This is a genomic window from Variovorax sp. YR750, from assembly GCF_900109805.1.
Classification (GTDB): Bacteria; Pseudomonadota; Gammaproteobacteria; order Burkholderiales; family Burkholderiaceae_C; genus Variovorax; species Variovorax gossypii.
The window spans coordinates 101,666-127,800 of the sequence record NZ_FOBJ01000017.1 but is presented as its reverse complement, the minus strand read 5'-3'; the positions used below and the strand labels follow the sequence as shown (position 1 = coordinate 127,800).

Genomic DNA, 26,135 nt, shown 5'->3' with positions numbered 1-26,135 from the left:
CTCAGAGCAGCCGCAGCTTGCCGCCGGTGGGAATGTTCGTGGCCGCCTCGTTGTTCACGATGGTCAGCTCCACCTTGTACTTCTGGCCCTTGCCCCATTGGCCGAGCACCAGCGGCGTCTTGCTGACGTTCTTGAACGGGCCCTGGCCGCCCCACTTCACCGGACCGACCACCGAGTTGATCGAGGTCGCAGCCACCGCATCGCGCACGTCCGATGCCTTGAGCGACTTCGCCCGCCCGAGCGCGTTCGCCGCCACCTCGAACAGCGCATGCGCGAAACCGATAGGCTGCGTCCACTGCTTCTTCGTGCCGGCCTCGTAAGCCTCGGCCAGCGCCTTCGCGCTCTGCTGCGTCAGGCTCGAGGTGAAGGGATGCGAGGGGCTCCACCACACCTCCGTCGAGAGGCCGTCGCCCAGGTCGCCCAGCGCCTCGATGGCGCCGGGGAACAGCAGCGCCTTGCCCAGCGTGATGACCTTGGGCTTGAAGCCCTGCTGCCGCGCCTGCGTGAGGAAGGTCTTGGCATCGGGAGGAATCACCACGCCGGTGACGATCTCGACGCCCTCCTTCTTGAAGGCCGCGATTTGCGCGCTGAAGTCCTGCGTGCCGTTCTGGAAGCGGCCCGGGTCGGTGAGCGTGAAGCCCATCTGCGCAAGCGGCTTCGGAAAGCCCAGCTCCTTGTCGCCCCAGGCGTTGCCATCGCCGTCGTTCGGGAACAGCCCGCCCACCTTCTTGTTGGTGGCCAGCGTCTTCCAGCCGTTGGTGAAGTTGGCGATGACGTCCTCCAGCCCCCAGAACATGTGGTACGTCCAGTTGAAGCCCTTGGCCGGATCGCCCTTGCGCCCGAAGAACCACGGCTGCCACGGCACCACGCTGGAGACGCACGGCACCTCGTTGAGTTCGCAGGCGTCGCCCACCGGGTTGGCGGTCTCGGGCGTTCCCGCCGTGAGCACCAGCGCCACCTTGTCCTTCAGGATCAGGTCGTTCGCCACCTCGCCCGCACGGTTGGGGTTCGACTGGCTGTCCTTCAGCACGATCTGCACGGCGTACTTCTTTCCGCCCACGCTGATGCCATCCTTGAAGGCGGCCTTCATCTGGTCGATGACCCACTTGTCGGCCTCGCCGAAGGGCGCGAGCGGCCCGGTCTGCGGCGACACGTAGCCGATCTTCAGCGTGTCGGCCGCGAACACCAGCGGTGCCGCGCCCGATGCCACCAGCGCGGCCGTGGCCTGCGTGAACTGTCTGCGATTGAAGGTCATGGTTGTCTCCGTCTCTTGTGTTCTTGATGCCGCCTGATCGAGGGTCAGCGCGCGAAGTGCGGCGGTATCTGCGCGTCGACGTTCACCCACACGCTCTTGACCTGCGTGTACTCGCGCATCGCGTCGAACCCCATCTCGCGGCCGTAGCCGCTCTGGCCGACGCCGCCGAAGGGCGAGCCAGGGTTCACGCGCTTGTAGCTGTTGATCCACACCATGCCGGCGTGCAGGTCGCGTGCGACCTTGTGGGCGCGCTGCAGGTCGCGGGTCCACAGGCCGCTGCCCAGGCCGTAGTCGGTGCCGTTGGCGATCTGCATCGCCTCCTCGTCGGACTTGAAGGTGAGCACGGTGGTGAAGGGGCCGAACACCTCTTCCTGGGCGACGCGGTCCTTGTACGACTTCGCGCGCATCACCGTTGGCTCGACATAGCAGCCCCTGGCCAGGTCGCCGCCGGGCGACTTGCCGCCCGCGAGCAGTTCGCCGCCCTCGCCCTGCGCCACACCGACGTAGCCCAGCACGCGCTCACGATGCTGCGCGCTGGTGAGCGGGCCCATCTCCGTCGCATCGTCGAGCGGGTTGCCGAGGCGGATCGACTTGGCGAGCGGAATGAATTGGTCGAGGAATTCGTCGGCGATCTTCTCGTGCAGCATCAATCGCGAACCCGCGATGCAGGCCTGCCCCTGGTTGTGGAAGATGGCCCATGCACTGCCGTTGACGGCGGCCTGCAGGTTCGCGTCTTCGAACACGATGTTCGGCCCCTTGCCGCCGAGCTCGAGCTGCACCTTCTTCAGGTTGCCCGCGCTGGCCTGCACGATGCGCCGCCCGGTGGCGGTGCTGCCGGTGAAGGCGATCTTCGCGATCTCGGGGTGCTCCGCGATGTACTGTCCCGCAACGCTGCCCAGGCCCGGCAGCATGTTGACCACGCCGGGCGGCAGGCCGGCCTCGGCCATCAGTTCGGCGATGCGAAGCGAACTCAGCGGCGTGATCTCCGCCGGCTTCATCACGATGCAGTTGCCGGCCGCGAGCGCGGGCGCCATCTTCCAGCTGGTGAACATCAGCGGGAAGTTCCACGGCACCACCTGGCCGACGATGCCGACGGGCTCGCGCAACGTGTAGTTGAGAAAGCCCTCTTCCACCGGAATGGTCTCGCCCTGGAACTTGTCGGCCATGCCGCCGAAGTAGCGGAAGCACGCGGCGGTGCGCGGCACGTCGAGGCGACGCGAGTCGCGGATCGGGTGGCCGGTGTCGAGCGATTCGAGGCGTGCGAGTTCTTCCGCATTGGCCTCGATGAGGTCGGCGAGCTTCAGCAGGATGCGGCCTCGGTCGGCCGCGGCCATGCGGCTCCACTTGGGAAAGGCGCGCTTCGCCGCGGCCACGGCCTTGTCGACGTCGGCCTTGCCCGCGAGCGCCACGTCGACGATGGGCGTGTTGTCGTGCGGGTTCAGCGTGGCGAGGGTCTCGCCGGATTCGGCGTCGACGAAGCGGCCGTCGATGAAGAGCTGGTGGCGGATGGGCGTGCGCGGGCCTGCCGAGGCGGCAATGTCAATGGGCTTCATGTCTTTGCATTCCTCCCTCTCCCCTTGGGGAGAGGGTTGGGGTGAGGGGGCAGCGGCGGCAAGAACACCACCCTCACCCCAGCCCTCTCCCGCTCGCGGGAGAGGGGGCCATTCAGAACTGGACCGGAATCTCCGGCGACTCGCCCTTCTGGATCTCGTACACCAGGCTCGGCGAGCCGTTCTCCCACACCAGCAGCATCGAGCGCTTGGGGCTGAAGCCCTGGTGGCGGCAGTAGGCGGGCATGGCGGCCATGTCGCCGGCCTTCATGATCACGCGGGCCATCGGCCTGCCGGTGTTCTTGTCGCCGCAGTCCCAGTGGATCTCGTCGGTCATCTGGAAGAACCACTCGACGCGGTCGTTGCCGTGGATGATTGGCAGGATGTGCTCCTCGGTTGTCGGGCACATGTAGCTGTGCTTCACCACCGAGGTGAAGCTCGGGTTCCAGGTGACCTGCGAGCGGCTCAGGAAGCCGAAGAGATTGAAGGCGTGCACATCGTTCTCGAAGCCGGGCTCGGGGTGCAGCTCGGGCTGGCCCTGCGGCACGTCGGCAAAAGCGCGGTTGACGGGCGCGCCGCGCTCGTCGCTGCGCAGGTCGAGATCTCCCTTCAGGCCCACGCAGCGCTTGGCGAGTTCGCGCGCCCTCGTGATCTTGGCGGTGTTGTTGCCGTTCTTGCGGCCGTAGGGCGAGCCGGTTTCCTGCGGCGCGGCGAAGGGGTCGAAGCTCTCGTTGGTCCAGTCGTCGAGCATGGCCTCGAAGGTGGCGCGGATCTGGGCGGTCGGAAAGTTCTCGAGCAGGTCGATGCCGGCGTCCTTCATGGTGCCGTTGAAGCTGCCGGCGTACAGGTCGACCGACTCGTAGTGGTTGACGGTGCCGAACACGTCGTCGAAGTTGACCCAGCCGTAGAAGAAGCCCCAGGCCACGTCGCGCATCAGTGCGCGCAGGTAGCTGCCGGCGTCCATGGTGTGGCTCATGGGGCGGCCGTCGCGGGTCTTCCAGCCGATATGCACGAAGTATTCGTCGCGATGGAAGCTGAAGCTGCCGAGCGAGAAGTCCTTATAGCCGAGCGTGGCGTCGGGCTGCGACGCGATCACCTTGGCGAGTTCTGCGGGTGCGTTCATGGTGTGTGGCTCCTGGGTGTTTGGTGCGATCAGCGGGACTGGCAGATGTCGGCCCACTTCTCTACCGAGAGCTCGCCCTTGCAGCTCTGCAGCACGATCACGCCCGGCTCGCCGGCATTGCGGAACTGGTAGGCGGTGTTCTTCGGCAGCAGGCCCTGGTGGCCGCGCGAGAGCTTCATCCAGCCCATCTTCCTGCCCTTGGGCTCGCCCTTCACGAGCACGGCGCCGTTCTTGTCCTTGTCGGCCACCGTCTGGCTCTCGTCGAGCTGCACGAGGTGCACCTCGACGTCGCCGTCCATCACGAGCGCGAACTCGTCGTGCGCGCAGGTGTACCAGGGCGAGGTGCCTTCGGCGCGCAGCGTTTCCAGCACGTAGATCTGGTTCTGGCCGAACACGACCTTCTCGTAGGGCTTGCTGATGCTCGCGATCTCGAAGCAGTTGGAGAACGCGTAGTGGCGCACGTCGTCGTCGATGGGCTCGACGTGGCCCTTCTCGAAGTGCTTGAGGGAACCGAAGCGGGTCTTGTAGGCGGCCGGGGTGGCCGAAGTGGTGGCTGGCATGGCTTGTCTCCTTGGATGAGCGAACTCTAGGAGGCAGGCGCCGACGCCGGTAGGGACCAGTTTGGAAGAGGATTATTCGGAGCTTCCGAATAATCGCTGGGGTTTACCCCTGTTCGACCTGCTCACCACGAGCACGCCATCGAGCTTGTTCGCGAGACGCCGCGGAACCGGCTCCGCCGGGCCGCAGGCGTCGCCCCCGGCGAGGGGGTTGGCGAAGCGACACGAAGTGCGCGAAGCCTGGGGGAGTATTCATTTCACCCGCTCGAGCGGCTGAACTCGATGAGTTCGGCCGGGATCAGGCCCCGCTCGATCAGCGTCGCATCCCACGGCGGCACGCGCGTGAAGCGGGTGGCGATGTGCTCGATGAAAAGGCGCAGCTTCAGCGCATTGCGCGAGGTGCCCGCGTACACGGCACTCAGCGAGAACGACGACAGCTGGTGGTCGGACAGCACCACGCGCAGGTCGCCGCGCGCGATGGCGTCGCCCGCCACCAGCGTGGGCAGGCAGACGACGCCCGCGTGCTCCAGCGCGTATTCGCGCAGCAGGTGCACGCTGTTGGTCAGCAGGGCGGCCGCCAGGTAGATGGTGATCTGCTCGCCCTGATGGTGAAAGGTCCATCGGTCGCGCGTGGGGTAGCCCGAGTAGAGGCCCAGCTTGTGCCGGTGCAGCTCGCGCGGCGTGACCGGTTCGCCGTGCGCCTTCAGGTAGGCCGGCGTGGCGCAGAGCACGCGCCGCACCGGAAAGAGCGGCCTCGACACCAGCTCCTGCGAGGCCGCGGGGAAGATCTGCAGCGCGCAGTCGACGCCGGCCTTCACCGGATCGGCCACCGCGTCGCTCACGATCAGCTCGAGGTGGATGTCGGGGTAGGTGGTCTGAAACTCGCGCAGCAGCGTGGCGAAACGGCCCAGCACCATGCCCGTCAGCGCATGCACGCGCAGGGTACCCGAGGGCGTGCCGCGCGCCTCGCGCATCTGGTCGACGATGCTGTCGGCGCGCGCCACCAGCTCAGTGCAGTCGCGCAGGAAGGCCTGGCCCATGTCGCTGAGCCGCACCACGCGCGTGCTGCGGTGGAAGAGCGGCGCGCCGAGGAACTCCTCGAGCTGCTTGACCCGCGTGGTGACGACCGAATTGGCCACGCGCAGCTGCCGCGCGGCCTCGGCGAAGCTCTGGGTCTGCGCTACGCGAACGAAAGTTTCAATACTTTGGAGGCGGTCCACGGCGGCACTGTACTGCGGGGCCGCCCGGCGCGGGGCTTCGGGCGGCGTTGCGGGCAAGCCTAAAGGGCGCGAAAGGCCCGTCATCCCTGTATCGGGGGGTTACCCGCCCCACTTACAATCCCTGCCGCATCACCCACCCCTACGAGGTCTTGTCCGCAATGCCCAAGAGCCCCAGGCCACGCGCCCGTTTCAGCTTCTCCCCCACCGTGCGCGCCCTGCTCCTGGCCGCGGCCACCTGTGGCGTCGCGCTTCCCGCGCTGGCTGCCATCGAGCACGAGGAAGTCGACAAGCTCATGCAGGCCGGCAAGCTCGACGAGGCGATGACGAAGGCCGACGCTTTCCTCAAGGACAAGCCGCGCGATCCGCAGATGCGCTTCCTCAAGGGCGTGATCCAGCTCGACACCGGCAAGCGCAACGAAGCCATCGCCGCCTTCACGCAGCTCACGCTCGATGCGCCCGAGCTGCCCGAGCCCTACAACAACCTCGCGGTGATCTACGCGAGCCAGAACCAGTTCGACAAGGCCCGCGCCGCGCTCGAAAGCGCGATCCGCACCAATCCCAGCTACGCCACCGCCCAGGAGAACCTCGGCGACGTGTACGCGCGGCTCGCGAGCCAGGCCTACAGCAAGGCGCTGCAGCTCGACCAGAACAACACGGCGGTGCAGCCCAAGCTGGCCGTGATCCGTACGCTCTTCACGCCGACGCCGCCGGGCGGCAAGCCGACGGCGCTGATCGCCGCCGCGGCTCCCGCGCCCGCTCCGGCCGCGAAGGCGACCCCGGCACCGGCTCCCGCACCTGCCGCACCGCCGCCGCCCGCCAAGGTCGCGGCCGCACCGGCTCCCGTGGCCGCCGCGCCCAAGACGCCGGAAGCAGTGCCTGCTCCCGCACCCGCACCGGCTCCGGCAGCCAGCACGGCCGCCAACGCCGAGGTCGAATCGGCCGTGCGCGCCTGGGCCTCCGCCTGGGCCAGCCAGGACATGGACCGCTATCTCGCTGCCTACGGCTCCGACTTCGCTCCGGCCGGCGGCCAGAGCCGCAAGAGCTGGGAAGAAGACCGTCGCGCGCGCATCGTCGGCAAGTCGAGCATCAGCGTGAACATCGAGAACCTCGCGATCAAGGTCGACGGACAGAACGCGACGGCCCGGTTCCGCCAGATCTACCGCGCGGACAACCTCAACGTTTCGAGCCGCAAGACGCTGGAGATGCAGCGCTCCGGCAATCAATGGCACATTCGCAAGGAAAGCGTCGGCGGCTAGTGGCAGACATCGTCCGGCAGGGCCGGCTCCAGACTCCCCCGTTCCGTCTGCGTGGCGGGCAACAGCTGATTGCGGCACTGATGACCGCGTCGGCGCTGATGCTCGCGGCGCCCGGCGCCGCGCTCGCATCGAACGGCCCCGGCAAGCCGGGCACCACCAAGGCGGGCGGCAGCGCCCACAAGGAAAAGGCCAAGGCGAAAGCCTCCGCAGGCAACGCACGCGCCACGGCAAGAGCCGGCGCGACCGGCCGCGCTTCTTCCGTCAGGGAAGCCAGGGAATCCCGCGGTGCCCGAGGCAAGAAGGGCGTGGCCGAAGCCCGGACGGCAGTCGCCGCGGCGGCAGCCACTTCGGCGACCGCTGCAACGGCGGCAAGAGCTACGCGCAAGCCCGCATCGGCAGGCGCCATCCAGGAAGCCAGCAACGCGGAAGCCCGCCTGATCGCGGTGTATGAGCTCTTCGGCCGCGGCCAGACCCGCCCCGCGCTGGCCAAGGCGCGCGACCTGGTGCGCGACTATCCGAACTTCCAGCTCGCGCAGCTCGTCTACGGCGACCTGCTCGCGGCACAGGTGCCGCCGTCGAACTCGCTGCCCGACACCGCCAGCATCGCGAAGATGCGCGGCAACCCGGCCATGGCCGAGCTGCACGAGGAATCGAAGCGCCGCCTGCAGGCGCTGCGCGAACGCCCGCCGGCCAACACCGTGCCGTCGCAGTTCCTCGCACTGTCCACCCGCAGCCGCTACGCGATCGCCGTCGACGCCTCGCGCTCGCGGCTGTACCTGTTCGAGAACTCGGACAAGGGCCTGAAGCTGACGGCCGACTACTACATCTCCGTGGGCAAGTCGGGCACCGACAAGGTCACCGAAGGCGATGCGCGCACGCCGCTGGGCGTTTACTACATCACCAGCAGTCTCGACCCGAAGTCGCTGAAGGACTTCTACGGCGCCGGCGCCCTGCCCATCAATTACCCCAACCCGTACGACGTGCGGCGCGGCAAGACCGGCGGCGGCATCTGGCTGCACGGCACCCCGCCGCAGCAGTTCGCCCGGGCACCGCTGGCCAGCGACGGCTGCGTGGTCATGGCAAACCCCGACCTGAAGCAGCTTTTGCGAAAAGTGCAAATCGGCGCCACCCCGGTGGTGACCGCGCGCAGCCTGCAATGGATTTCGCAACCGCAGGCAGAAAAAGAAGCACAGTCAATTACAAGTGCTATCACCAGTTGGAAAGATGCACGCGCCAGCGGAAATGAAGCGCAATTGAAGAAATTCTATTTGCCCGATTTCCAGCGCATCAGCAGCAAAAAAACAACCGAGGGAATTTCGGTTGTCGACGACGAAGTGAAATTCGCGCAAGGCAAGCGCGTGCAGTTCAAGGACATGTCGTACCTGCACTGGCGGGACGGCGACGACACCATGGTCGTTACCTTCGGCGAAGTGTTCGAAGGCGAGAAGAGCGGACGTTCCCGGCGCCAGTACTGGTTACGCCAGGGTACCGAGTGGAAGCTCTTCCACGAAGAAATCCTGGGCTGAGGCCCGGTCGAAGCCCTCCCACCAACGGGGTCACCCCCTCCAACTCGTGACTTTTTGCTCACGAGTTTGGCCTTTCTTGAGTGTTACATCTGCCCCTCCGGGGGCTGTGCTACGTAACACGTAACGCGTTTGTTCCCGTAACAGCCCCGCCCCGCGCGTTCCCCGCGGCGTAACGTCACATCCCCCCTTCATGGGAGGCGCCATGTGGCCCACAGAGGGAAAAATTCGTTTCCAAACTGTTAACCAGCTGTCCAGGGTTTCCCCGGTTCCGGCTGGCAAGAGGCTGGCCGCTATCCTGCTTTACCCCTTTTGGCTAGCACACCCTGACGAAAGTCTTGCGGGTTTGCCTTGTTGATACACGGAGTTACGCTGTATAACATCCACCTCGCAAGCCTTTGTTAACACTTCCTGAAAGGGGAAATCATGCATAGCTCAATAAAGCGTTTTTTGCACGATGAGGAAGGCGCGACCGCAATTGAATATGGAATTATTGCGGGCCTTATTTCGATCGCAATCGTCGGGGTTCTTTCTGGAGATACTGGTTTGGGCGGCAAGCTTTCGACCGTTTTTTCCACGATCACGACCAAGTTGGCGTCCATCAGCACCCCCTAGCCGACGACTCCGTTCCCACGGTTTTCCGTTGATTTTCGAAATCCCGTTTTCAAGTCTTTAGTTTTCATCCCTGAAAGGCCGCATCATGCTTAACTCCATCACCCGTTTCCTTCGCGACGAAGAAGGCGCCACCGCCATCGAGTACGGAATCATCGCGGGGCTGATCTCCATCGCCATCGTGGGCGTGCTCTCGGGCGACACCGGTCTCGGCAAGAAGCTCTCCGGTATCTTCACCTACATCGCCGGCAAGCTGACCGTTCCGACGACCTGAGCATCCGAACCAGTGATGCGATCGGCGTGTTTGCTGTGGTTGCTGTTCGTTGCCGTGTATGACTTCCGTCAACGCCGCGTCCCCAACTGGCTCGTGCTTGCCGGCGCCGCAGTCGCGCTGGCGGCACTTGCCCTCGGGATGCAGCCCTTCGGCCTCGACTGGACCACGGCACTCACGGGCGCAGCCGTCGGCTTCGGCTGCCTGCTGGTCATCTACGCGATCGGCCTGATGGGAGCAGCCGACGTGAAATTCGCAGGTGCGCTCGGGCTCTGGGTCGGCCTGCCCGCGCTGTTGCCGATCTGGGTCGGCGCCAGCCTGCTGGCCGGGCTTCACAGCGCGCTCTGGCTCGTGCTGCAACGCTGGCCCGTTCTCCCCCGGCTTGCACTGATGCTGCAAGGCCGCGCCTCTTCAGGCACCCCCTCTTTCTCCGCTGTCGAAACCGATGGCGGCGCCGCGCCGAAGCGCAGGCGCATCGTTCCCTACGCGGCTTATCTCGCCATGGCCACTGCGGTCTGGATGGTCTGGGGGCGACAGGGCTAGCAGTTCACTGCCTCTGTCACTGCGGGTCATCCATCTCTCAATCCACACGATCGCTTGCCCCCACTCTTTCATCCGCCGCCCATGATCAACATCACGAAAATCATCGCCGCAGTCCTCGTGCTCCTGGCCATCGCGCTGGGAGGCTATGCATGGATGCTGAGCCGGCAGGCCCCCGCTCCGGCCGCGGCGGCCGCGAACCCGGCCACCGCGCCAACCAAGGTGCGCGAGGTGCTGGTCTATCCGGTGGTGGTGGCGGCCAAATCCCTGCCCGCGGGCGAGGCGATTCCTGCCGATGCGCTGCGCGTGGAGCGCCTCACGATCAACCCGGTCGGTGCCTTCCAGGACGTGAACGTCGCCGTGGGCCGCGTGCCGGTGCTGGACCTTGCCGAAGGCACTCCCGTGATGGAAAACCAGCTGGTGTCGGGCCTTGCCACGCGCATCGACGAAGGCGAGCGCGCCGTCGCGATCAAGGCGGACGAAGTGATGGGCGTGGGCAACAAGATCCAGCCCGGCGATTTCGTCGACGTGTTCATCACCCTCAAGTCCGACGGCAAGGACGTGGACCGCAGCCAGGCGCGCCTGCTGCTCTCGCGCAAGCGGGTACTGGCCTTCGGCAACGCCTCGGTCGACGGCCTTCCGTCGAAGGCCCCGGACAAGGCGGCCCAGCAAGCCCAGCGCAACGACCAGGCCCGCACCGCAGTGCTGGCCGTGCCCATCGACGAAGTGAACCGCCTGACCATCGGCGACGCCAGCGGCCGCCTGATGCTCGCGCTGCGCAACCCGGCGGACAAGTCGGAGCCCGATCCCAAGCTCTTCGCCGAACTGCCGACGGCCCTGCAGCCCGCCCAGGCCAAGGCCGGCGAGGCGCGCCGCGGCCCGCTGGAAGGACTGGATCTCGCCCAGGCCGGACTGACCACCGCCGATCTCGTCACCGGCGGCAAGGGCCCCTCCGTCCGTCCGATGGCCACGGAGGTCCGCGCAGTTTCCGGCCCCGCCCGCGCCGCAAAGCCCGCGCGCAGCGGCGGGCTCCAGGTCGAAGTCATTCGCGGCAACCGCAGCGAAACCGTGAACTACTGAGCCCATGCCGGCCAGCCGCCACCAGACACAGGTCACCCAGGAAAATCAAATGCATCACATGCCCCGCGAGTCGTCGACCCGTGCCGCTCGCAGTTCAAGAGACGTGAAGGATGCCGCGCCGAGACTGCTGCGCTCGTCGCTGATCGCCGCACTCGCGATGTCGCAGGCCGCCTGGCCGCTGGCCGCGACCGCCGCCGACGCGCAGGGAACGGGAACACGGCCGCAGTTCCAGCCGCAGCGCCCGATGGCTCTTCCCGTCGGCACGCAGCGGGAACTGCTGGTCGGCAAGGGCATCGACCGCATGGCCATCGGCGACGAGGCCATCGCTGCCGTCACCATCACCCGGCAGACACCGAATTCGCCGGCCGCGCGGCTGATCGTGACGGGCAAGGCCGTCGGACACACCACGCTGATGGTCTGGGAAAAGGGCAACACCGCCGCGACCACCTACGCGATCGAAGTGCGGCGCGCCACCGCCAACGTCACCGGCACCATGGACAACATGGCAGCGCACCAGGCCCAGCGGACCGCGGCACTGGCCAGCCTGCCGCCCGGAGCCGAGAAGACCGACCTCATCGACCGCTCGACCGTGAACGTGCGCAGCAGCACCGTGCAGGTCGAGGTGAAGGTGGTCGAGTTCAACCGCAGCGTGCTCAAGCAGGCGGGGCTCAACATCTTCAGCACGCGAGCCAACTCGAGCGGATTCAGCTTCGGCGTCTTCACGCCTTCGTCGCTAGGCAAGACCACCTTCTCCAGCGATGGAAGCATCAGCGGCGAATACAGCAACCCGGTATCGCAGGCTTTCGATCTTCTCTTCAACTTCGGCAAGGCTGGCATCGGCCTGAACGTGGGCTTCCTCGAAGGCAACGGCATGGCCCGGGTGCTCGCCGAGCCCACGCTGGTGGCACTGTCGGGCCAGAGCGCGAGCTTCCTGGCCGGCGGCGAGCTTCCGATTCCCGTGCCGCAGGGCCTGGGCACCACGAGCATCGAATACAAGCCCTTCGGCATCGGCCTCACGCTCACGCCCACCGTGCTGTCGAACGAACGCATCGTGCTCAAGGTGGCGCCCGAAGCAAGCGACCTCGACTACACCAACGCGCTGAGCCTCAATGGCGTCGCGGTGCCCTCGATCTCCACGCGCCGCGCCGACACCACCGTGGAGCTCGGCGACGGCGAGAGCTTCATCATCGGCGGCCTCGTGAGCCGCACCACCACCTCGAACGCGGACAAGGTGCCGCTGCTGGGCGACCTGCCGATCCTGGGCACCTTCTTCAGCAAGAACAACTACCAGATGAAGGAGAAGGAGCTGGTGATCCTGGTCACGCCGCACCTGGTCAAGCCCATTGCGCGCGGCACCGATCTCACGCCCTACCTTCCCGGCACCGCCGAACAGCGCGACGGCGCGGTGTGGCGCTCCTATTTCCTGGGCGGCGCGATCGACACGCCGGTTCCAGGCTTCTCCCGCTGACGACAGCAACCAATGACCCGGACCATGCATCGCAGGCTGGCACCATGAACGCACCACGCGACAGCATTCCCGAAACAGGCAGCGAGACCTATCTCTTCGCGTCGAGCAACGGCGGCCACATCACGTGGCTGACCGATGCGCTCGGCACCCTCGGCTCCGTGGTGGTCCTGCCGCCGGACACGAAGTCGATCGACGAACGCATCGCCCTGCTGGGGCCGGTGGCGGTCTTCATCGACTTCTCGCCCGACCAGGGCGCCACCGCGAGCCAGCTCCATCAACGCCTCAAGCGCGACTGGCCCACGCTGCCGGTGCTGGCCACCGGCGTGTCGGCAGAGCCGGTCGCCATGCTCTCGGCCCTGCGCGCTGGCGTCGACGACTTCATCGACATGGCCGCGCCGCCCACCGACGCGGTGGTCACGCTGCGCACATTGCTCGAGCGGCGCAGCACACTGCAGGGCGGCACGCGCGGCAGCACGCTGGCGCTGCTGGGCGCGCGCGCCGGCCTCGGCGTGACCACGCTGGCCACCAGCCTCTCGCTGTCGCTGAACGACCAGCTCACGCAGGCGCCCCAACGCCCGCCGGGCCGCAGCTCGCGCCACGGCGTTGCGTTGCTCGACCTGGGCCTGCCAGCGCGCGACGGTCTGCTCTATCTCGACACGCAAAGCGGCTTCAGCTTCGTCGACGGCGTGCGCAACCTGCGCCGGCTCGACCAGACGCTGCTGCACACCGCGCTCGCGCATCACACCAGCGGCGTGGCCATCCTGCCGCTGCCCGCGAGCCTTGCGCAGGTGCGCGAAATCTCGCATGCCGACTCGGTCTCGCTCATCAAGCGCCTGGCCGACTTCTTCGACTTCCAGATCGCGGACCTCGGCGGTTTCTCGACCATCGACTTCATGGCCCAGACCGTGCGCGAGGCCCAGCAGGCGTGGGTGGTGTGCGACCAGAGCATCGGCGGCATCGTCTCCACGGCCAACATGCTCAAGGAACTGCGCGCGCGCGGCGTCGAGACCGAGCGCCTGTCGCTGGTGGTGAACAAGTTCGACAGCCACGTCGGCCTGTCGGCCAAGGACATCGCCGAGCGGCTCGAGTTGCCGCTGCGGCACGTGCTGCCGGCGCGCAGCGCGCAACTGCTCGCCGCCGCCAGCCGCGGAGAAATGCTGGTGCGCACCGCGCGCAGCGACCCCTATTCGCAGGCCGTGACGGGACTCGCCCGCAGCCTGCACCAGGAATACATGTCTGCCACGGGCCAACCCCCGGCCAAGGATCCACGCTGGGTTGCGCTCATGTCGCAGGTCACCGGCCTCTGGAAGAGTTCACACGAAGGTTGAGCCCATGTCCACCGATATCGAATTCGCCGACGACGACCAGGCGTTCATCAACTCCCAGCAGTTCCAGGACATCAAGAGCTGGACGCACGATCACCTGCTCAGCCGCATCGAGGAGCTGGGCGCGGAGTTCGGCCGCTGGTCGCGCGCATCGATCCAGCAGTTCGTCGAACTGGAGGTCGACAGCTTCGTGCGCCTGCGCCGCGTGCCGATCAACGACCGGGAGATGCAGCTCATCTCCGATGCGCTCACGAAGGAACTCGCCGGCTTCGGCCCGCTGGAAGACCTGCTCAACGACCCGGCCGTCGAAGACATCCTGATCAACGGCTACCAGAACGTGTACGTGTCGCGCCACGGCGTGCTGGAGCGCGAGACGGTGCGCTTCGCCGATTCCGAGCACGTGATGCGCATCGTGCGGCGCATCCTCGCGCCGCTGGGTCGCCGGCTCGACGAATCGAACCCGATGGTCGACGCGCGCCTGCCCGATGGCGGGCGCATCAACGTGATCATCGAGCCGCTGGCCATCGACGGCCTGTCGGTGTCGATCCGCAAGTTCCGCAAGGAGCCGCTCACGCCGGCCGACCTTGTGAAGCTGGGCACCTTCGACGCGGGCATGGCGCAGCTGCTCGAGATCGCGGTGCGCGCGCGCTGCAACGTCCTCGTGAGCGGCGGCACCAGCTCGGGCAAGACCTCGCTGCTGAACGCGCTGGCCAGCTTCATCCCGGCGCGCGAACGCGTCATCACCATCGAGGACACGGCCGAACTCTCGCTGGGCACCAGCCACGTGGTGCGGCTCGAAAGCCGCCCCGGCGGCTTCGACGGCCAGGGCGTGGTGTCGATCCGCGACCTGCTGCGCAACAGCCTGCGCATGCGGCCCGACCGCATCATCGTGGGCGAGGTGCGCGGCGCCGAAGTCATCGAGATGATGCAGGCCATGAACACCGGCCACGAAGGCTCGATGGGCACCATCCACGCGAGCTCGCCGCGCGAATGCCTCTACCGCCTGGAGATGCTCGCGGGCTTCGCCGGCTACCAGGGCAGCGAAGTGAGCCTGCGCCGGCAGATCGCCAACGCCATCGACTTCATCGTGCAGATCGGACGGTTGTCGAACGGACAGCGCCGCATCATCTCGCTGAGCGAGGTCACCGGCGTCAACGACAACGTGGTGGCGATGCAGGAGCTCTACCGCTACGAGCCCATCGTCTCGCCCGACGGCGAGGAGCGCGACCGCTGGGTGTCGCTGGGCATCGCGCCGCACTCGCCCAAGATCACGCGCTTCCGCCAGTCGCTGCAGCGCGCATCGCAGCATGGAGGGGACCACCGTGCGTGAAGCCCTGCTCGTCGCACTCTGCATCGCGCTGCTGATGGCGGCCGCGGGGCTGCTGCTGTGGCAATGGGCGAAGAACCGGCAGGTGCGGCTGGCGACGGAGCGGCATCTCGATCAGCAGATCCAGGCCACTGCCGCGGCCTCGGCCTCGGCAGCCAATGCGACGCCGATACCGATGCCGCTGCGGGACCTCGCCAGCGACGGCCTCGCCTCCGGCCTCACCACCGACCCATGGCTCGCCACCGAGGCGGCGACCGCCGCTCCTGTACGCGCCAGCCTGCTCGAACGGGCAATTCCCGGCTGGATGATGGGCGTGGTCGAGCCACGCACCATCGCCTTCACGCTGGGTGTCATTGCCGGTATCTGCCTGCTGGTCGGCGTTCTCGTCGGAGGACTCGCCGCGCTGGGCGTGTTGTTCCTCCTGGTGCTGATGACGAGCTTCGCACTGTGGTTGCAGCTGCAGAAGTTCCGCCGCAAGCTGATCCGCCAGCTGCCTGGCTACATCGACGCGATGGTGCGTCTGATCACCATCGGCAACTCCACGCAGGCCGCCTTCCAGCTCGCGATCGCCACCACCCAGGCGCCGCTGCGCGGCCACCTGGAACGCTCCGCGGCACTGGTGCGCGCAGGCGTGGACCTCGACCGTGCTCTGCACCAGACGGCGGAGAACGTGCGCATCGAGGAGATGTACCTGCTCGCCTCCATCCTGGGCCTGGGCGTGCGCTACGGCGGACGCGCCGACCTGCTGCTGGAACGCGTGGGCAACTTCATGCGCGACCGGGAGCAGGCGGAGCAGGAGCTCGTCGCGCTGTCGTCGGAGACGCGTCTGTCGGCCTGGATCCTGGGCCTGCTGCCAGTGGGCGTGGGTGCCTTCCTGATCCTCACCAACCCCAGCTATTTCCTGGGGATGTGGAACGACGACACCGGCCGCATCCTGATTTTTTCCGCGGTGGGCCTGCAGCTGACGGGCGCGGCGCTGCTCTACCGGTTGGCGAGGCTGGCATGACATTGACGCCCAACCTGCTCGCCATCGTGAGCCTCGTGCTGCTGGCGCTGGGCCTGCTGGTCGGCGCCGGAGCGCTCGTCGCGGCCGAACTGCGACGCACGCGCAGCGGGCAGGCCATCGGCCGGGCGATCCGGCAGGCAGCCGTCGTGCCGGACCTCAAGTCCACCGTCGAAACTCCGGCGGACCCCGATGCGCCCTTCAAGCCCGAACTGGACCTGCCGTTCCACTGGCTGGATTCGCGCATCGGCCGGGCCCTGGTGGCGGACGAAGACCGCAACCTCATCGACCAGTGCGGGTTGCCGTCGAAGCGGGCCCAACTGGTCTTCCTCATCGCGCGGATCTCTCTCGCCTTCCTGCTGCCGTTGCTGGCGTACCTGTTCTGGAGCAGCGGACACACGCGCAGCACCGTCACCATCGTGCTTGCGGCAGCTGCGGCCATCGGATTCATGGCGCCCAAGTGGGTGCTGGGCCGGATCGCCGCAGGCCGGCGCGAACGCGCGGCGCGGGAGCTGCCGCTGTTCGTCGACCTGCTGCGGCTGCTGCAGGGTGTGGGTCTGAGCCTTGACCAGAGCCTGCAGATCATGGCGACCGACTTCTCGCACGTGCTGCGCGTGCTGGGCTACGAGCTGAGCATCGCCAATGCGCAATACAGCCAGGGCCGTACCCGCGAGCACTCGCTGCACCGCCTGGCCACGCTGCACAAGAACGAGAACATGCGCGGCCTCGTCTCGCTGCTGGTGCAGGTCGACCGGCACGGCGGCGCGGTGCAGGAGCCGTTGCGCGTGTTCAGCGACCGGCTGCGCGAAAGCCGCCGCTCCGAACTGAAGGAGCGCATCGGGAAGATCACCGTGAAGATGACCGGGGTCATGGTGAGCACGCTGCTGCCGGCGCTGGTCATCGTCACCGCGGGCCCGGGCTTCATCGCGATATTCCGTTCACTGGGAGGCATCATCAAGTGAAAACCGAAAACCTTCCCGCTCGCACACTCGCCGCCAGCCGCCTGCTGGCGTGCGTCGCTGCCGCGATCGCCATCACCGGCTGCGGCACGCTCAAGGACCAGTACGCAGCAACTGCCGACGCCCAGCAACGCGCCTCCGCCGAAGCCGCGGCCGACACCAAGGCCGGCGCCGCGGTCGACACCAAGGCCACCTATCTCAAGCTCGTCGAGCAGATGCAGAAGGAAGGCCTGTGGTTCGCCTCGCTGGCGCACATCGACGCGCTCGAACAGCGCTGGGGCGTGTCGCCCGAGTCCACGCGCATGCGTGCCGACGCCCTTCGCCAGGCTGGCCAGGCCGAGGCGAGCGAGCAGGCCTACAAGCGGCTGATCGGCACGCCGCTCGAAAGCGCCGGTTACCGGGGTCTCGGCCTCCTCGCAGGCGCTCGCGGCAGCTACGCCGAGGCCGCACAACTGCTGAGGCAGGCCCAGCGCCTGACACCCACCGACGCCGCCCTGCTCAGCGACCTGGGCTATGCCAGCCTGCGCGCCGGGCAGATCGCCGACGCGCGGTTGCCGCTGATGCAGGCCCTGCAACTGCGCCCCGACAGCGCACAGGCCCAGTCCAACCTGGCGCTGTATCTCGAAGTCACGGACCAGGGCGAGCAGGCCAACAGACTGATGGAAGCCAATCGCATGTCCCCCGCCGCCCGCGCAGCGGTGCGCGACGCAGCGCAGCAGCTTCGCGCAGGCGGTGTCGCACCGGCGGCCACCGGCGCATCGCCTGCCCCCGTGGCCGTGCGCCCGCTGCCGAGTACTGCGGCACTGGCACGCGAAGACGCGGCCCCGCCGCCACTGATGCTCAAGGCCTCGCGCTGGTCGGGCAACGGCGGCATCCGTACCGCCAGCCAACTCAATCCCGCTGCGGCGGACGCCACCGCGAATGCCGCCGCAGTCTCCCTTTCGCCGAACTCGACTTCACGAGGCACCCCATGAGAAAGACACCCACTGCCCGTCTTGCCGCGCTCTGCGCGTCCGGCTTCGCCGCCACGCTGATGGTGGCCGCGCCCATGGCGCTCGCGCAGCAGCAGCAACAACCGCAGCAGCCGTCCAGCGCGGCCAAGGCACCGGAGCCCGCAGCGCCTGCAGCAAGCGCGCCGACACCTGCCGCTGCCGCAACAGCAGCGCCGCAGCAAGGCCAGGATGAGATGTCCGAGGCCGGCGAGTACGTCTATGAGCGGCTGCAGGTGGGAGACGCCACGCAGGGGCTGCTCGCTTGGCAGCGCGGTGGAGAAATCTCGTCCACCACGCCGCGGACCATCGCGGGCGACATCGCCAGCCGCAGCTACGAGCGCTACCTGAAGAGCTTCGAATACCCGATCCCGGAGCGCATGACGTCCAGCGTCAAGTCGACATCGGGCGGCGGTTCCAGCTCCGGCGGCGGTGCGCCGAAGTAGGCAGCCCCAGGCACGAACAGAGAACCAGGCATCGCAATGGCAACACCACGTCTTCTCACCCGCACGCGCGCGCACTCCCAGCGCGGCGCGTACGCGGTCGAGTTCGCCATGGTGTTCCTGATCTTCTTCGCGCTCCTCTACGGGATCATCAGCTACGGCATGCTGTTCGCGTTCCGGCTCGGGCTGCAGAACGCGGCGGAAGACGGCGCGCGCGCCGCGCTGCGCTACCAGTCGACCTTCGCGGCACGCGCCACCCAGGCCCAGACGACGGCAACGGCCAGCAGCAACTGGATGCCCGCGGTGGTCACGCGCACCGTGAACGCCACCGTTTGTGGCGTGGTCAGCAACAACTGCACGGCCCCCACCTGCGGCGCCACGTGGGACACACGCTGCCAGATGGTCGTGACCGTCACTGCCACCAACCTGCAGATGCTGCTGCCGCCGTTCCCGAGCTTCGCCATGCCCACCACCATCGTCGGCAAGGCCAGCATGCTGCTCGACGGGAGGGCGCCATGAACCGCTACGGGCGCACCCGGTCACTGCAGGGCAGAGAGCGCGGCGTGGCTGCCATCGAGTTCGCGCTGGTCTTTGTCGTTCTGTTCAGCGTGCTCTACGCGCTCGCGACCTTCGGTGCGGTGCTCTACACGCAGCAGTCGGTCACGCGCGCCTCGGAGGAAGGCGCACGGGCCGTGGGCCTGCTCACTCCGGCGCCGACCGCGGCCGACCCGCGGGTCAAGGACGCGGTGTACGACTCGCTGGCCAATTCGCTCGTCGTGCCCGTGTCGGCCAACACCAGCGTGACGACACGGCGCAGCTGGATCGTCTCCAACGTCACGGTGGACGTGGCGCGCAGCGACCCGAGCGGCCCGGGCGCCTACATCCGCTATGTCGTGACCGTGACCTATCCGTACAGCGCCAACCGACTCCTGCCGACGATGCCGCTGCTGGACACCAGCCAGTGGATGCCCGATCAACTACGCAGCCGGACCACCGCCGCGCTGAAGTCTTCCTGAGGGTGTCAACGACATGAACACCGTACTCCGGAGACCTTCTTCCTCGAGCCGCTCGCGATCGCGCGGCTCGGTCATCATCAACACCGCGATCGCGCTGAGCCTGATCGTCATCACGCTGGTGGGCACCGAGATCGGCTTCATGTACTTCATGAAGCGCGAGTTCCAGAAAGCGGCCGACCTCGCCGCACTGGCGGGTGCACAGCAGATCCGTGCCGGCTGCACGGCGGCGACCACGGCGGCGCAGCTCAATGCCAACGGCGCGTCCGGCGGCGTGCCGGGCAACATGCCGACAGGCCTCACGTTGCTGCCGGGCGAAGTCCAGTGCGGCTACTGGGACAAGGACACCAGCTTCCAGTCGCCGGCCGTCACCGGCACGGCCAACGCGGTGCGCGTGGCCTTCCAGAAGGCTTCGCCCACGCTGCTGTCGTTCTTCACGGGCAACCGGCTCATCAGCGTGAGCGCGGTGGCAGCCCTGAGCGCGCCGCTCGCCGAGTTCTCCGTAGGCAGCAAGCTCGTCGTCGTGAGCGGAGACTCGACGCTGGGGCGACTGCTCAAGGGCATCGGGCTCGACCTGTCGGGCACCTCGCTCGTGGCCTATGACGGCTTGGCGCAGGCCAAGATCACGCCCGGCGGGCTGCTGGCTGCGCTAGGCATTCCGGTAGCTGCCGACATCGGTGTGGGCGAGCTCAACACGCTGCTTGCAGGTCGCTCGGTTGCACTGGGCGACCTGCTCAATGCCATCGTCACGCTGGCCGGGCAGAACAGCCTGCTGTCCAGCAACATCGCGCTGCTGCAGGCCATCCAGGCCAAGCTCGGGCTCACCAACCTGATGGTGCAGCTGGGCTCGCTCGCCGATGGGCCGCGCGGGTTGTTCGCGCAGATCATTTCGCCGGGCGGCACCGGCGCCAGCGCGTTGAACGTGGGGGTGGGCGCGCTGGACCTACTCTTCACTTCAATCGGCGTTGCGACCTCGCAGCATGCGGTCGATACTGGTGTCAGCCTCGACGTGCTGGGCCTTCTCACGGCCACAGTCAAGGCCGCAGTCATCGAGCCTCCGTCCATCGCCATCGGCGGCATCGGAGCCCAGGCCTACAACGCCCAGGTTCGAAGCTTCATCACATTGAAGACAGGCTCCCTGCTGAGCGGCTTGATCAAGATCGATCTGCCGCTCGTGGTTGACGCAGTGACGGGTGTCGGCAAACTGATCGACATGTGCACCCCTGCACTTCAGGCTCCAACGACCGGCAAGGATCGAGCGAAGTTCCAGGTGACCAGCAGCATCGCGAATGTCTGCGTGGGTTATATCCCGCCAGCCGATCTCTTTTCAAAGTCGAAGGTTTGCGACACAAGCCTGAGTTCAATGGAACTCGTCAATGTCCTGGGCCTGCTGAAGGTGAACAACTACGTCAAGTTGAACGCGCTAGAGGGCCCGGTGTCCGAACTAACCCTCGCAGAAGGAGAGACTGGAACGACATCGGTCAATCAACTGCAACTGGGAACGCTCGTGTCCACTCTTGTAACCGAGCTGACTCGGGTTCTTCTTGGTGGCTCCCAGACCCCATCCACCGGCACACCCACCAACGAGCAGTTGGTCAATCTGACGAATCAGCTCTGGGACGACACCTCGAGCCTGTGCTCGCAGAACAATTCAGCCTGCCGGGGCCAACGATACGCCAGTGTCGTCAACACCATTCGACAGAACGCGGGAGCGAGCGGCCTGCTGACCGGTGTTCTGACCGGCGTCACCGATCTCTTGACGGGCGTGCTGAATCAGTGCACCGGCCTGCTCGGAATCGGGGGCAGCGACACAGGCTGCAAGAACATGATCAAGGACACCCTGTCGAGCACCAGCAACGGCCCGAGTGGCGCAGTCTCCAATGCGCTGTCAGTCCTGACCGGTCTGCTCCAACCTGTGCTCGATGCCATCGGCTCATCCGTCCTTACCCCCCTCCTGACCAACGTGCTCGGCATCAACCTCGGCCAGGTCGACGTGAACCTGAAGTCGCTCGACTGCAAGGGCCTGCCCATGCTGGTGTATTGACGCCCCTCACTTTCCGATGAATTCCCCCGCCGCCAATTTCGACGAACTCGACCTCTTTGTCTGGGAAGGCAAAGCCGACATCCTCGACCGCATCGCGCGGTGCATGGCGAGCTTCGACGTGGAGGTCATCCGGGCCGACGGCATGCCGCCTCCGCCGCAGGAGCAGGGTGCGGCTCTTCGTCCTTCAGTGGCGATCATCAGCGTCACGGTCATCGACAGCGGCGGGCTGGCGCATGCCACCGAGCTGCTGCAGGGCATGCCGGTGATCTGGGTGGCCGCGGGCTCGCGCGAGCGCGACTCGCGCACCTATCCGCCCGAGTACCTGCACGTGCTGCCCTACGACTTCACCTGCGCCGAGCTGCGCACGATGGTCGCGAAGCTGGTGCGGCAGCTGCGCGCGCGCGAGGTGGCACCGCAGGCGCCCGACGTGCTGGTGGCGCACTCCGATGCAATGAAGGCCCTGCTGGCCGAAGTGAACGCATTTTCCGACTGCGACCACAGCGTGCTGGTGCGCGGCGAAACGGGCGTTGGCAAGGAGCGCATCGCGCAGCAACTGCACCTCGGCCACCAGCGCTACGGCAAGGGCGCGTTCGTGGCGGTGAACTGCGGCGCGATTCCCGACGGGCTCTTCGAGTCGCTCTTCTTCGGTCATACCAAGGGCTCGTTCACGGGAGCGGTGCATGCGCATCGCGGCTACTTCGAGCAGGCCACGGGCGGCACGCTGTTCCTCGACGAAATCGGCGACCTGCCGCGCTACCAGCAGGTCAAACTGCTGCGCGTGCTGGAAGACAACGCGGTAACGCGGCTGGGCGCGACGGCGCCGGTGCGCGTGGACTTCCGGCTCGTGGCCGCCACCAACCGCAACCTGCGCGAGATGGTGGCGAGCGGCGAGTTCCGCGCCGACCTGTTCTACCGGCTCGCGGTGATCGAGCTGCACGTGCCCAGCCTCGAGGAGCGCGGCGAGATCGACAAGATCGCGATCTTCAAGGCGCTGCTGACCAACGTGCTCGGCGAAGAGCTCGAAGCGCTGGGCGAGACGCCGCACTGGCTCAGCGACGCGGTGGCAGAGACGTACTTCCCCGGCAACGTGCGGCAGTTGCGCAACCTCGCGGAACGCGTGGGCGTGATCGCGCGGCAGCTGCACAGCTGGGACCAGAACCTGATCCAGCGCGCCATCGCGCTCACGCGCGGCACGCCGGCGCCGGCGGCCTCGGCCGACCGCAACGGCGCGGGCGGCAACGGCAATGGCGCGGGCGGTTTTCTCGACGGCAGCGCCGACCGCAAGGGCTGGAACAGCAGCGAGCGCAACCGCATCATCGCGGCGCTGGAGATCAACGACTGGAAGCGCCAGGACACGGCGCAGCACCTGGGCATCAGCCGCAAGGTGCTGTGGGAGAAGATGCGCAAGTACCAGATCCTCGACGGCGAGCCTGGCATCCCCGAAGAACAATAAGCTCGCCCCCAGGCAAGACCTGGCTCGCCCCCAGGCAAGACTTGGCTCGCCCCCAGGCTTCGCGGCACTTCGTGTCCGCTTCGCCAACCCCCTACCGGGGGCAACACCTGAGGCCCGGCAGAGCCGGTTCCTCGGTGTTCTCGAAATTGGGCTTCGCTTGCGCTTGCCCGGCTCGGGGATCAGGGGATGGAGAGTCTTTGGGTTTTGCGCAGGGCGGGCGGAGGCCCTGCCATTCCGACCGTGCGTTCGGCCACCGGCTCGGTGGCGCAGGCGGTGTTGCTCGAGATGCAGAGGGTGCCAAGCAGGCCGTCTTCCGTGAGCACCTGGCGCCTGGGGGCGCCGAAGAGGCCGTCGATCCAGCCGTTGGGGCTCAGCGGGTCGATGCGCAATTCGCCGGTGGTGCGCGCCAGGCGCAGTTCCGAGATGCGCAGGTCGAAGACGCCATCGACGTAGTCGAAGAGCAGCGTGTAGTAGTCGAGTTGGGCGTCGAGCACCTTGGGCAGGGTCTCGCGGCCGAATTCCATCAGGCGGCGGCGGCCGCGGAAGGCCTGGCCCGAGGTGCTGACGGCTTCCATCAGCTGCTTCTCGCGCTCGCGGCCGGAGACGGTGCGCGACCACGAGGCCGCCGTGAGTTCGAACAGGTTGTTCTTCACGCCTTCGAGCTTGGCTTCCTGGTTGGCGACTTCGGCCAGCGCCGACTTCAGGCGCAGTTGCCGGTCGAAGCCGTTGCCGAAGTTCCAGTTGAGTTCGAAGGCCGCGCGCGTCGGGTCCTGCGGCGACACGCCGCGCGGGTCCCTGCTCTTCACGAGCACGGCGTCGAGCGTGGGGTAGAGGCTCGCGTCCTGCTGGTCGGCCAGCGCCCTCGCCCGCTCGATGCGGCCCTGCGCCTCGGCGATCTCGGTGCTGCGCGCCTCGGCTCGGCGCAGCGCTTCTTCCTGCGTGGCGATGCGCCATTGCGCGGGCGCCGCGAGCACGGGCAGCGACTCGGCATTGGGCGAGAACTTGAAGTAGTTGCGGAACTTGGCGATCGCCTCGTCGCGCTGGGCCTCGAAGTCGGATTCGCGCGCGGCCACCAGCGCGCGGCGCGAGGCGGCCATGTTGAGGTCGTTGTCACCGCTCACGCCCAGCGCCACGCGACGGGCCTCGGCCTTCGAGAGCTCGGCCACCACCTCGGTGGCCTTGTGCGCGATCTGCTTCTTCAGGTCGAAGCGCTGCACCTGCAGGTAGGCGGTGAGCGCGTCCAGCACCACCTTCTGCGATGTGGTGATGACGGCTTCGTCGTCCGCCTGGTTGCCGGCCTCGGCGGCGCGCTGCGCTGCGCTCATGGCGCCGCCGTCGAGCAGGCTCACGCGCGCCTCGGCGGTGAGCACCGTGTAGCTCTGAGTCTTGGCGTTGGCCGCGCCGCTGTTGTAGTTGCCGGACGAGGTGCCGACCTTGAACTTCGGGTAGCGCGCCTGCTTCGCGGCATCGACGCCGTAGCTGCTGGTGTTGGCCGCGGCCTGCGCGGTCTGCACCTCGGGGTATTCCTGCGACAGCGCGATCAGGGCCTGCTTCACCTGCTGCGCGTAGCTGGCCGCGCCGAGCGACGGCTGAGAAAGCCGGCGCGCGAGAACCAGCGGAACAGCCGGCGAGGTGACGACCGCCTCTTCCTGGAACGGCTGCTGCTCCTGCGCGAAGGCGGCGGGCGACAGCACGAGTCCCGCGAGGCCCGCATACAGGCTTCCGTACAGGGCCGCGCAGACGGCGCCGGTGCCCACGCGGCGCAGATCGACCGGTTTGCGGTACTTCATGGTTCGCGGAAGGCTTCGCGGCGAAGCTTGAGCACGGGTCGCAGGATGTACCAGATGAACGGGTCGGTGCCCACACGCAAGTCCACTTCGGACTCCATGCCGGCGGTGATGCGGTTCTCGTCGCGGCCCACGTGCGACTGCGACATGCTGATGAGCAGCCGGTAGTACGGCGCGCCGTTGGAGATGGCCGGGTCGCGGTCGGCGTCGGCCGCCACCAGCTTGACCTTGCCCTCGACCGCGCCGTAGCGCAGGTAGTCGTAGGCGGTGATCTTCACGCGTGCCTGCTGGCCCACTTCGACGAAGCCGCGGTCGTTGGGATTGAGCCGCGCCTCGACCATGATCTCGTCCTCGTCGGGCACCACTTCGAGAATCGATTCGCCGGGCTTCACCACCCAGCCCGGGCTGGAGTTGCGCAGGCCCTTCACGATGCCGTCCGACGGCGCCTTCACCACGGTGCGCGAGCGCTGGGTGCGCGCGCGCGCCAGGTCCTCGGCCAGGCTCGCGAACTGGCGCTCGACGGTGGCCAGCTCGTCCGATGCACGACGGCGGAAACGTCCCTCGGCTTCGGCCATCTTGGCCTGCGCCTCGGTGATGGAGGCATTGGCCGAGACCACGCCCTGACGCGCCACCGCGAGCTCGCTGCGCACGCTCTCGGCCTGGCGCCGCTTCTCCAGCACCTCGACCTGGCCGACCAGCTTCTCGCTGAGCAGCTGCTCGGAGATCTCCAGTTCCTTCTGCATCAGCGCGAGCCGGTCGCTCAGGCCCTTGGCCTTGGCCTCCTGCTCCAGCTTCTTGCTGCGCGCCTGCTCCAGGCCCGACACGGCGCCGGCCATCACGCCGCGCTGCTCGAGCGCGCGCGCCTGGTAGGCGCCGGTCTCGCCTTCGAGCACGCCCTCGTCGATGTCTGTCGCGAAGGATGCGCGCGTGAGCGGCTGGCCGCGGCTCTCGGCCATGAGCCGCACGCGCGTGGCCTGCGTGGCGGCGTAGCGGGCGGTGAGCTCCTCGAGGTTGAGGCCGCTGCCGCCGAGGTCGATCTCGACCAGCGACTGGCCCTGCTTGACCTTCTCGCCTTCCTTCACCAGCACGTTGCTGACGATGCCGCCCTCCAGATGCTGGATGGACTTGACGCGGTCCGACGGGATCACGCGCCCCGGCGCGACCACCACGGTCTCCATCGGGAAGCCCAGGCCGACCAGTGCGAGCAGGCCGATCGCACCGCCGATGATCCACTGGCGCCGCCGTCCCTGTGGCGAGGTCTGTGCCGCGCGCTTGTCGTTCTCGTCCTGAAGAATCTGCGGCAGGTCTATTTTCAAATCGCGTCCCCGGTCACTCGT

Annotated in this window: 24 protein-coding genes; 17 read left to right on the top strand and 7 right to left on the bottom strand. The window is 67.4% G+C overall.

The features are described from left to right. Window position 1 precedes the first annotated feature (1 nt). From BMY35_RS29760 to BMY35_RS29735, 5 genes are all read right to left on the bottom strand, one after another. Window positions 2-1,255 carry an ABC transporter substrate-binding protein gene (locus BMY35_RS29760; protein ID WP_093206600.1) on the bottom strand — a complete coding sequence of 418 codons (1,254 nt, stop codon included), beginning with the start codon at window positions 1,253-1,255 and terminating at the stop codon, window positions 2-4. 44 nt (window positions 1,256-1,299) lie between these two features. Next, entirely contained in the window at window positions 1,300-2,763 is a 1,464-nt protein-coding gene (locus BMY35_RS29755) for an aldehyde dehydrogenase family protein (protein WP_093206714.1), read from the bottom strand. Between the two features lie 157 nt (window positions 2,764-2,920). Further along, on the bottom strand, window positions 2,921-3,928 hold the full coding sequence (locus tag BMY35_RS29750) for a hydroxyquinol 1,2-dioxygenase (protein WP_093206599.1): 1,008 nt from the start codon (window positions 3,926-3,928) through the stop codon (window positions 2,921-2,923). Window positions 3,929-3,957: 29 nt separating this feature from the next. Beyond that, window positions 3,958-4,488 (bottom strand): cupin domain-containing protein, encoded by a 531-nt coding sequence (locus BMY35_RS29745; protein WP_093206598.1) that lies wholly within the window; start codon window positions 4,486-4,488, stop codon window positions 3,958-3,960. Between the two features lie 254 nt (window positions 4,489-4,742). Then, the gene (locus BMY35_RS29735; protein WP_093206597.1) at window positions 4,743-5,705 is read right to left on the bottom strand and encodes a LysR family transcriptional regulator; all 963 of its coding nucleotides are present in this window, start codon (window positions 5,703-5,705) and stop codon (window positions 4,743-4,745) included. Window positions 5,706-5,863: 158 nt separating this feature from the next. On the opposite strand from BMY35_RS29735, the gene BMY35_RS29730 reads away from it, so the two are divergent. The 17 genes from BMY35_RS29730 (at window position 5,864) to BMY35_RS29650 (ending at window position 23,011) form a co-directional block, all read left to right on the top strand. Next, window positions 5,864-6,961: a nuclear transport factor 2 family protein gene (locus BMY35_RS29730; RefSeq protein ID WP_093206596.1), complete on the top strand. Its 1,098-nt coding sequence runs from the start codon at window positions 5,864-5,866 to the stop codon at window positions 6,959-6,961. Beyond that, entirely contained in the window at window positions 6,928-8,487 is a 1,560-nt protein-coding gene (locus tag BMY35_RS29725; RefSeq protein WP_093206595.1) for a L,D-transpeptidase family protein, read from the top strand. The genes BMY35_RS29730 and BMY35_RS29725 overlap by 34 nt, the downstream gene beginning before the upstream one ends. 423 nt (window positions 8,488-8,910) lie before the next feature. Next, on the top strand, window positions 8,911-9,099 hold the full coding sequence (locus BMY35_RS29720; RefSeq protein ID WP_093206594.1) for a Flp family type IVb pilin: 189 nt from the start codon (window positions 8,911-8,913) through the stop codon (window positions 9,097-9,099). 85 nt (window positions 9,100-9,184) lie between these two features. After that, window positions 9,185-9,370, top strand: a complete 186-nt coding sequence (locus BMY35_RS29715) for a Flp family type IVb pilin (protein ID WP_093206593.1) — start codon at window positions 9,185-9,187, stop codon at window positions 9,368-9,370. 30 nt (window positions 9,371-9,400) lie between these two features. Beyond that, window positions 9,401-9,910: an A24 family peptidase gene (locus BMY35_RS29710; RefSeq protein WP_338067630.1), complete on the top strand. Its 510-nt coding sequence runs from the start codon at window positions 9,401-9,403 to the stop codon at window positions 9,908-9,910. 81 nt (window positions 9,911-9,991) lie between these two features. Next, window positions 9,992-10,987: a Flp pilus assembly protein CpaB gene (gene cpaB / locus BMY35_RS29705; protein WP_093206591.1), complete on the top strand. Its 996-nt coding sequence runs from the start codon at window positions 9,992-9,994 to the stop codon at window positions 10,985-10,987. A gap of 49 nt (window positions 10,988-11,036) precedes the next feature. Further along, the gene (locus tag BMY35_RS29700) at window positions 11,037-12,455 is read left to right on the top strand and encodes a type II and III secretion system protein family protein (RefSeq protein WP_093206590.1); all 1,419 of its coding nucleotides are present in this window, start codon (window positions 11,037-11,039) and stop codon (window positions 12,453-12,455) included. A 44-nt stretch (window positions 12,456-12,499) separates the two neighbouring features. Further along, window positions 12,500-13,783 (top strand): CpaE/TadZ family protein, encoded by a 1,284-nt coding sequence (locus BMY35_RS29695; RefSeq protein WP_093206589.1) that lies wholly within the window; start codon window positions 12,500-12,502, stop codon window positions 13,781-13,783. A gap of 4 nt (window positions 13,784-13,787) precedes the next feature. Continuing rightward, window positions 13,788-15,110, top strand: coding sequence for a TadA family conjugal transfer-associated ATPase (locus tag BMY35_RS29690; protein WP_093206588.1), 1,323 nt, complete (start codon window positions 13,788-13,790; stop codon window positions 15,108-15,110). Further along, entirely contained in the window at window positions 15,103-16,113 is a 1,011-nt protein-coding gene (locus BMY35_RS29685) for a type II secretion system F family protein (RefSeq protein WP_256230004.1), read from the top strand. The genes BMY35_RS29690 and BMY35_RS29685 overlap by 8 nt, the downstream gene beginning before the upstream one ends. Further along, on the top strand, window positions 16,110-17,072 hold the full coding sequence (locus tag BMY35_RS29680; protein ID WP_093206586.1) for a type II secretion system F family protein: 963 nt from the start codon (window positions 16,110-16,112) through the stop codon (window positions 17,070-17,072). The genes BMY35_RS29685 and BMY35_RS29680 overlap by 4 nt, the downstream gene beginning before the upstream one ends. Next, window positions 17,069-18,043, top strand: coding sequence for a tetratricopeptide repeat protein (locus BMY35_RS29675; protein WP_093206585.1), 975 nt, complete (start codon window positions 17,069-17,071; stop codon window positions 18,041-18,043). Before BMY35_RS29680 ends, BMY35_RS29675 begins: the two co-directional genes overlap by 4 nt. Beyond that, entirely contained in the window at window positions 18,040-18,504 is a 465-nt protein-coding gene (locus BMY35_RS29670; RefSeq protein WP_093206584.1) for a DUF3613 domain-containing protein, read from the top strand. The genes BMY35_RS29675 and BMY35_RS29670 overlap by 4 nt, the downstream gene beginning before the upstream one ends. A gap of 36 nt (window positions 18,505-18,540) precedes the next feature. Next, window positions 18,541-19,020 (top strand): TadE/TadG family type IV pilus assembly protein, encoded by a 480-nt coding sequence (locus tag BMY35_RS29665; RefSeq protein ID WP_093206583.1) that lies wholly within the window; start codon window positions 18,541-18,543, stop codon window positions 19,018-19,020. Further along, a complete protein-coding gene (locus BMY35_RS29660; protein ID WP_093206582.1) occupies window positions 19,017-19,517 on the top strand; it encodes a TadE/TadG family type IV pilus assembly protein in 501 nt (166 codons plus the stop codon). The genes BMY35_RS29665 and BMY35_RS29660 overlap by 4 nt, the downstream gene beginning before the upstream one ends. A 13-nt stretch (window positions 19,518-19,530) precedes the next feature. Beyond that, window positions 19,531-21,558, top strand: a complete 2,028-nt coding sequence (locus BMY35_RS29655; protein WP_093206581.1) for a TadG family pilus assembly protein — start codon at window positions 19,531-19,533, stop codon at window positions 21,556-21,558. Between the two features lie 16 nt (window positions 21,559-21,574). Then, window positions 21,575-23,011, top strand: a complete 1,437-nt coding sequence (locus tag BMY35_RS29650) for a sigma 54-interacting transcriptional regulator (RefSeq protein ID WP_093206580.1) — start codon at window positions 21,575-21,577, stop codon at window positions 23,009-23,011. 179 nt (window positions 23,012-23,190) lie between these two features. Here BMY35_RS29650 and BMY35_RS29645 read toward each other — a convergent pair whose 3' ends face one another. Together BMY35_RS29645 and BMY35_RS29640 are read right to left on the bottom strand one after the other, a co-directional pair. Continuing rightward, window positions 23,191-24,801, bottom strand: coding sequence for a TolC family protein (locus BMY35_RS29645; protein WP_093206579.1), 1,611 nt, complete (start codon window positions 24,799-24,801; stop codon window positions 23,191-23,193). Beyond that, window positions 24,798-26,114 carry an HlyD family type I secretion periplasmic adaptor subunit gene (locus BMY35_RS29640; protein WP_093206578.1) on the bottom strand — a complete coding sequence of 439 codons (1,317 nt, stop codon included), beginning with the start codon at window positions 26,112-26,114 and terminating at the stop codon, window positions 24,798-24,800. Before BMY35_RS29640 ends, BMY35_RS29645 begins: the two co-directional genes overlap by 4 nt. Window positions 26,115-26,135: the final 21 nt, after the last annotated feature.

What these genes read in the sequence shown, in the direction of transcription:
- BMY35_RS29700 (WP_093206590.1), top strand. Translation starts at nt 11,037, where the DNA reads ATGCATCACATGCCCCGCGAGTCGTCGACCCGTGCCGCTCGCAGTTCA.
- BMY35_RS29665 (WP_093206583.1), top strand. Translation starts at nt 18,541, where the DNA reads ATGGCAACACCACGTCTTCTCACCCGCACGCGCGCGCACTCCCAGCGC.
- BMY35_RS29745 (WP_093206598.1), bottom strand. Translation starts at nt 4,488, where the DNA reads ATGCCAGCCACCACTTCGGCCACCCCGGCCGCCTACAAGACCCGCTTC.
- BMY35_RS29720 (WP_093206594.1), top strand. Translation starts at nt 8,911, where the DNA reads ATGCATAGCTCAATAAAGCGTTTTTTGCACGATGAGGAAGGCGCGACC.
- BMY35_RS29690 (WP_093206588.1), top strand. Translation starts at nt 13,788, where the DNA reads ATGTCCACCGATATCGAATTCGCCGACGACGACCAGGCGTTCATCAAC.
- BMY35_RS29715 (WP_093206593.1), top strand. Translation starts at nt 9,185, where the DNA reads ATGCTTAACTCCATCACCCGTTTCCTTCGCGACGAAGAAGGCGCCACC.
- BMY35_RS29660 (WP_093206582.1), top strand. Translation starts at nt 19,017, where the DNA reads ATGAACCGCTACGGGCGCACCCGGTCACTGCAGGGCAGAGAGCGCGGC.
- BMY35_RS29680 (WP_093206586.1), top strand. Translation starts at nt 16,110, where the DNA reads ATGACATTGACGCCCAACCTGCTCGCCATCGTGAGCCTCGTGCTGCTG.
- BMY35_RS29725 (WP_093206595.1), top strand. Translation starts at nt 6,928, where the DNA reads ATGGCACATTCGCAAGGAAAGCGTCGGCGGCTAGTGGCAGACATCGTC.
- BMY35_RS29655 (WP_093206581.1), top strand. Translation starts at nt 19,531, where the DNA reads ATGAACACCGTACTCCGGAGACCTTCTTCCTCGAGCCGCTCGCGATCG.
- BMY35_RS29670 (WP_093206584.1), top strand. Translation starts at nt 18,040, where the DNA reads ATGAGAAAGACACCCACTGCCCGTCTTGCCGCGCTCTGCGCGTCCGGC.
- BMY35_RS29760 (WP_093206600.1), bottom strand. Translation starts at nt 1,255, where the DNA reads ATGACCTTCAATCGCAGACAGTTCACGCAGGCCACGGCCGCGCTGGTG.
- BMY35_RS29750 (WP_093206599.1), bottom strand. Translation starts at nt 3,928, where the DNA reads ATGAACGCACCCGCAGAACTCGCCAAGGTGATCGCGTCGCAGCCCGAC.
- BMY35_RS29695 (WP_093206589.1), top strand. Translation starts at nt 12,500, where the DNA reads ATGAACGCACCACGCGACAGCATTCCCGAAACAGGCAGCGAGACCTAT.
- cpaB (WP_093206591.1), top strand. Translation starts at nt 9,992, where the DNA reads ATGATCAACATCACGAAAATCATCGCCGCAGTCCTCGTGCTCCTGGCC.
- BMY35_RS29650 (WP_093206580.1), top strand. Translation starts at nt 21,575, where the DNA reads ATGAATTCCCCCGCCGCCAATTTCGACGAACTCGACCTCTTTGTCTGG.
- BMY35_RS29645 (WP_093206579.1), bottom strand. Translation starts at nt 24,801, where the DNA reads ATGAAGTACCGCAAACCGGTCGATCTGCGCCGCGTGGGCACCGGCGCC.
- BMY35_RS29730 (WP_093206596.1), top strand. Translation starts at nt 5,864, where the DNA reads ATGCCCAAGAGCCCCAGGCCACGCGCCCGTTTCAGCTTCTCCCCCACC.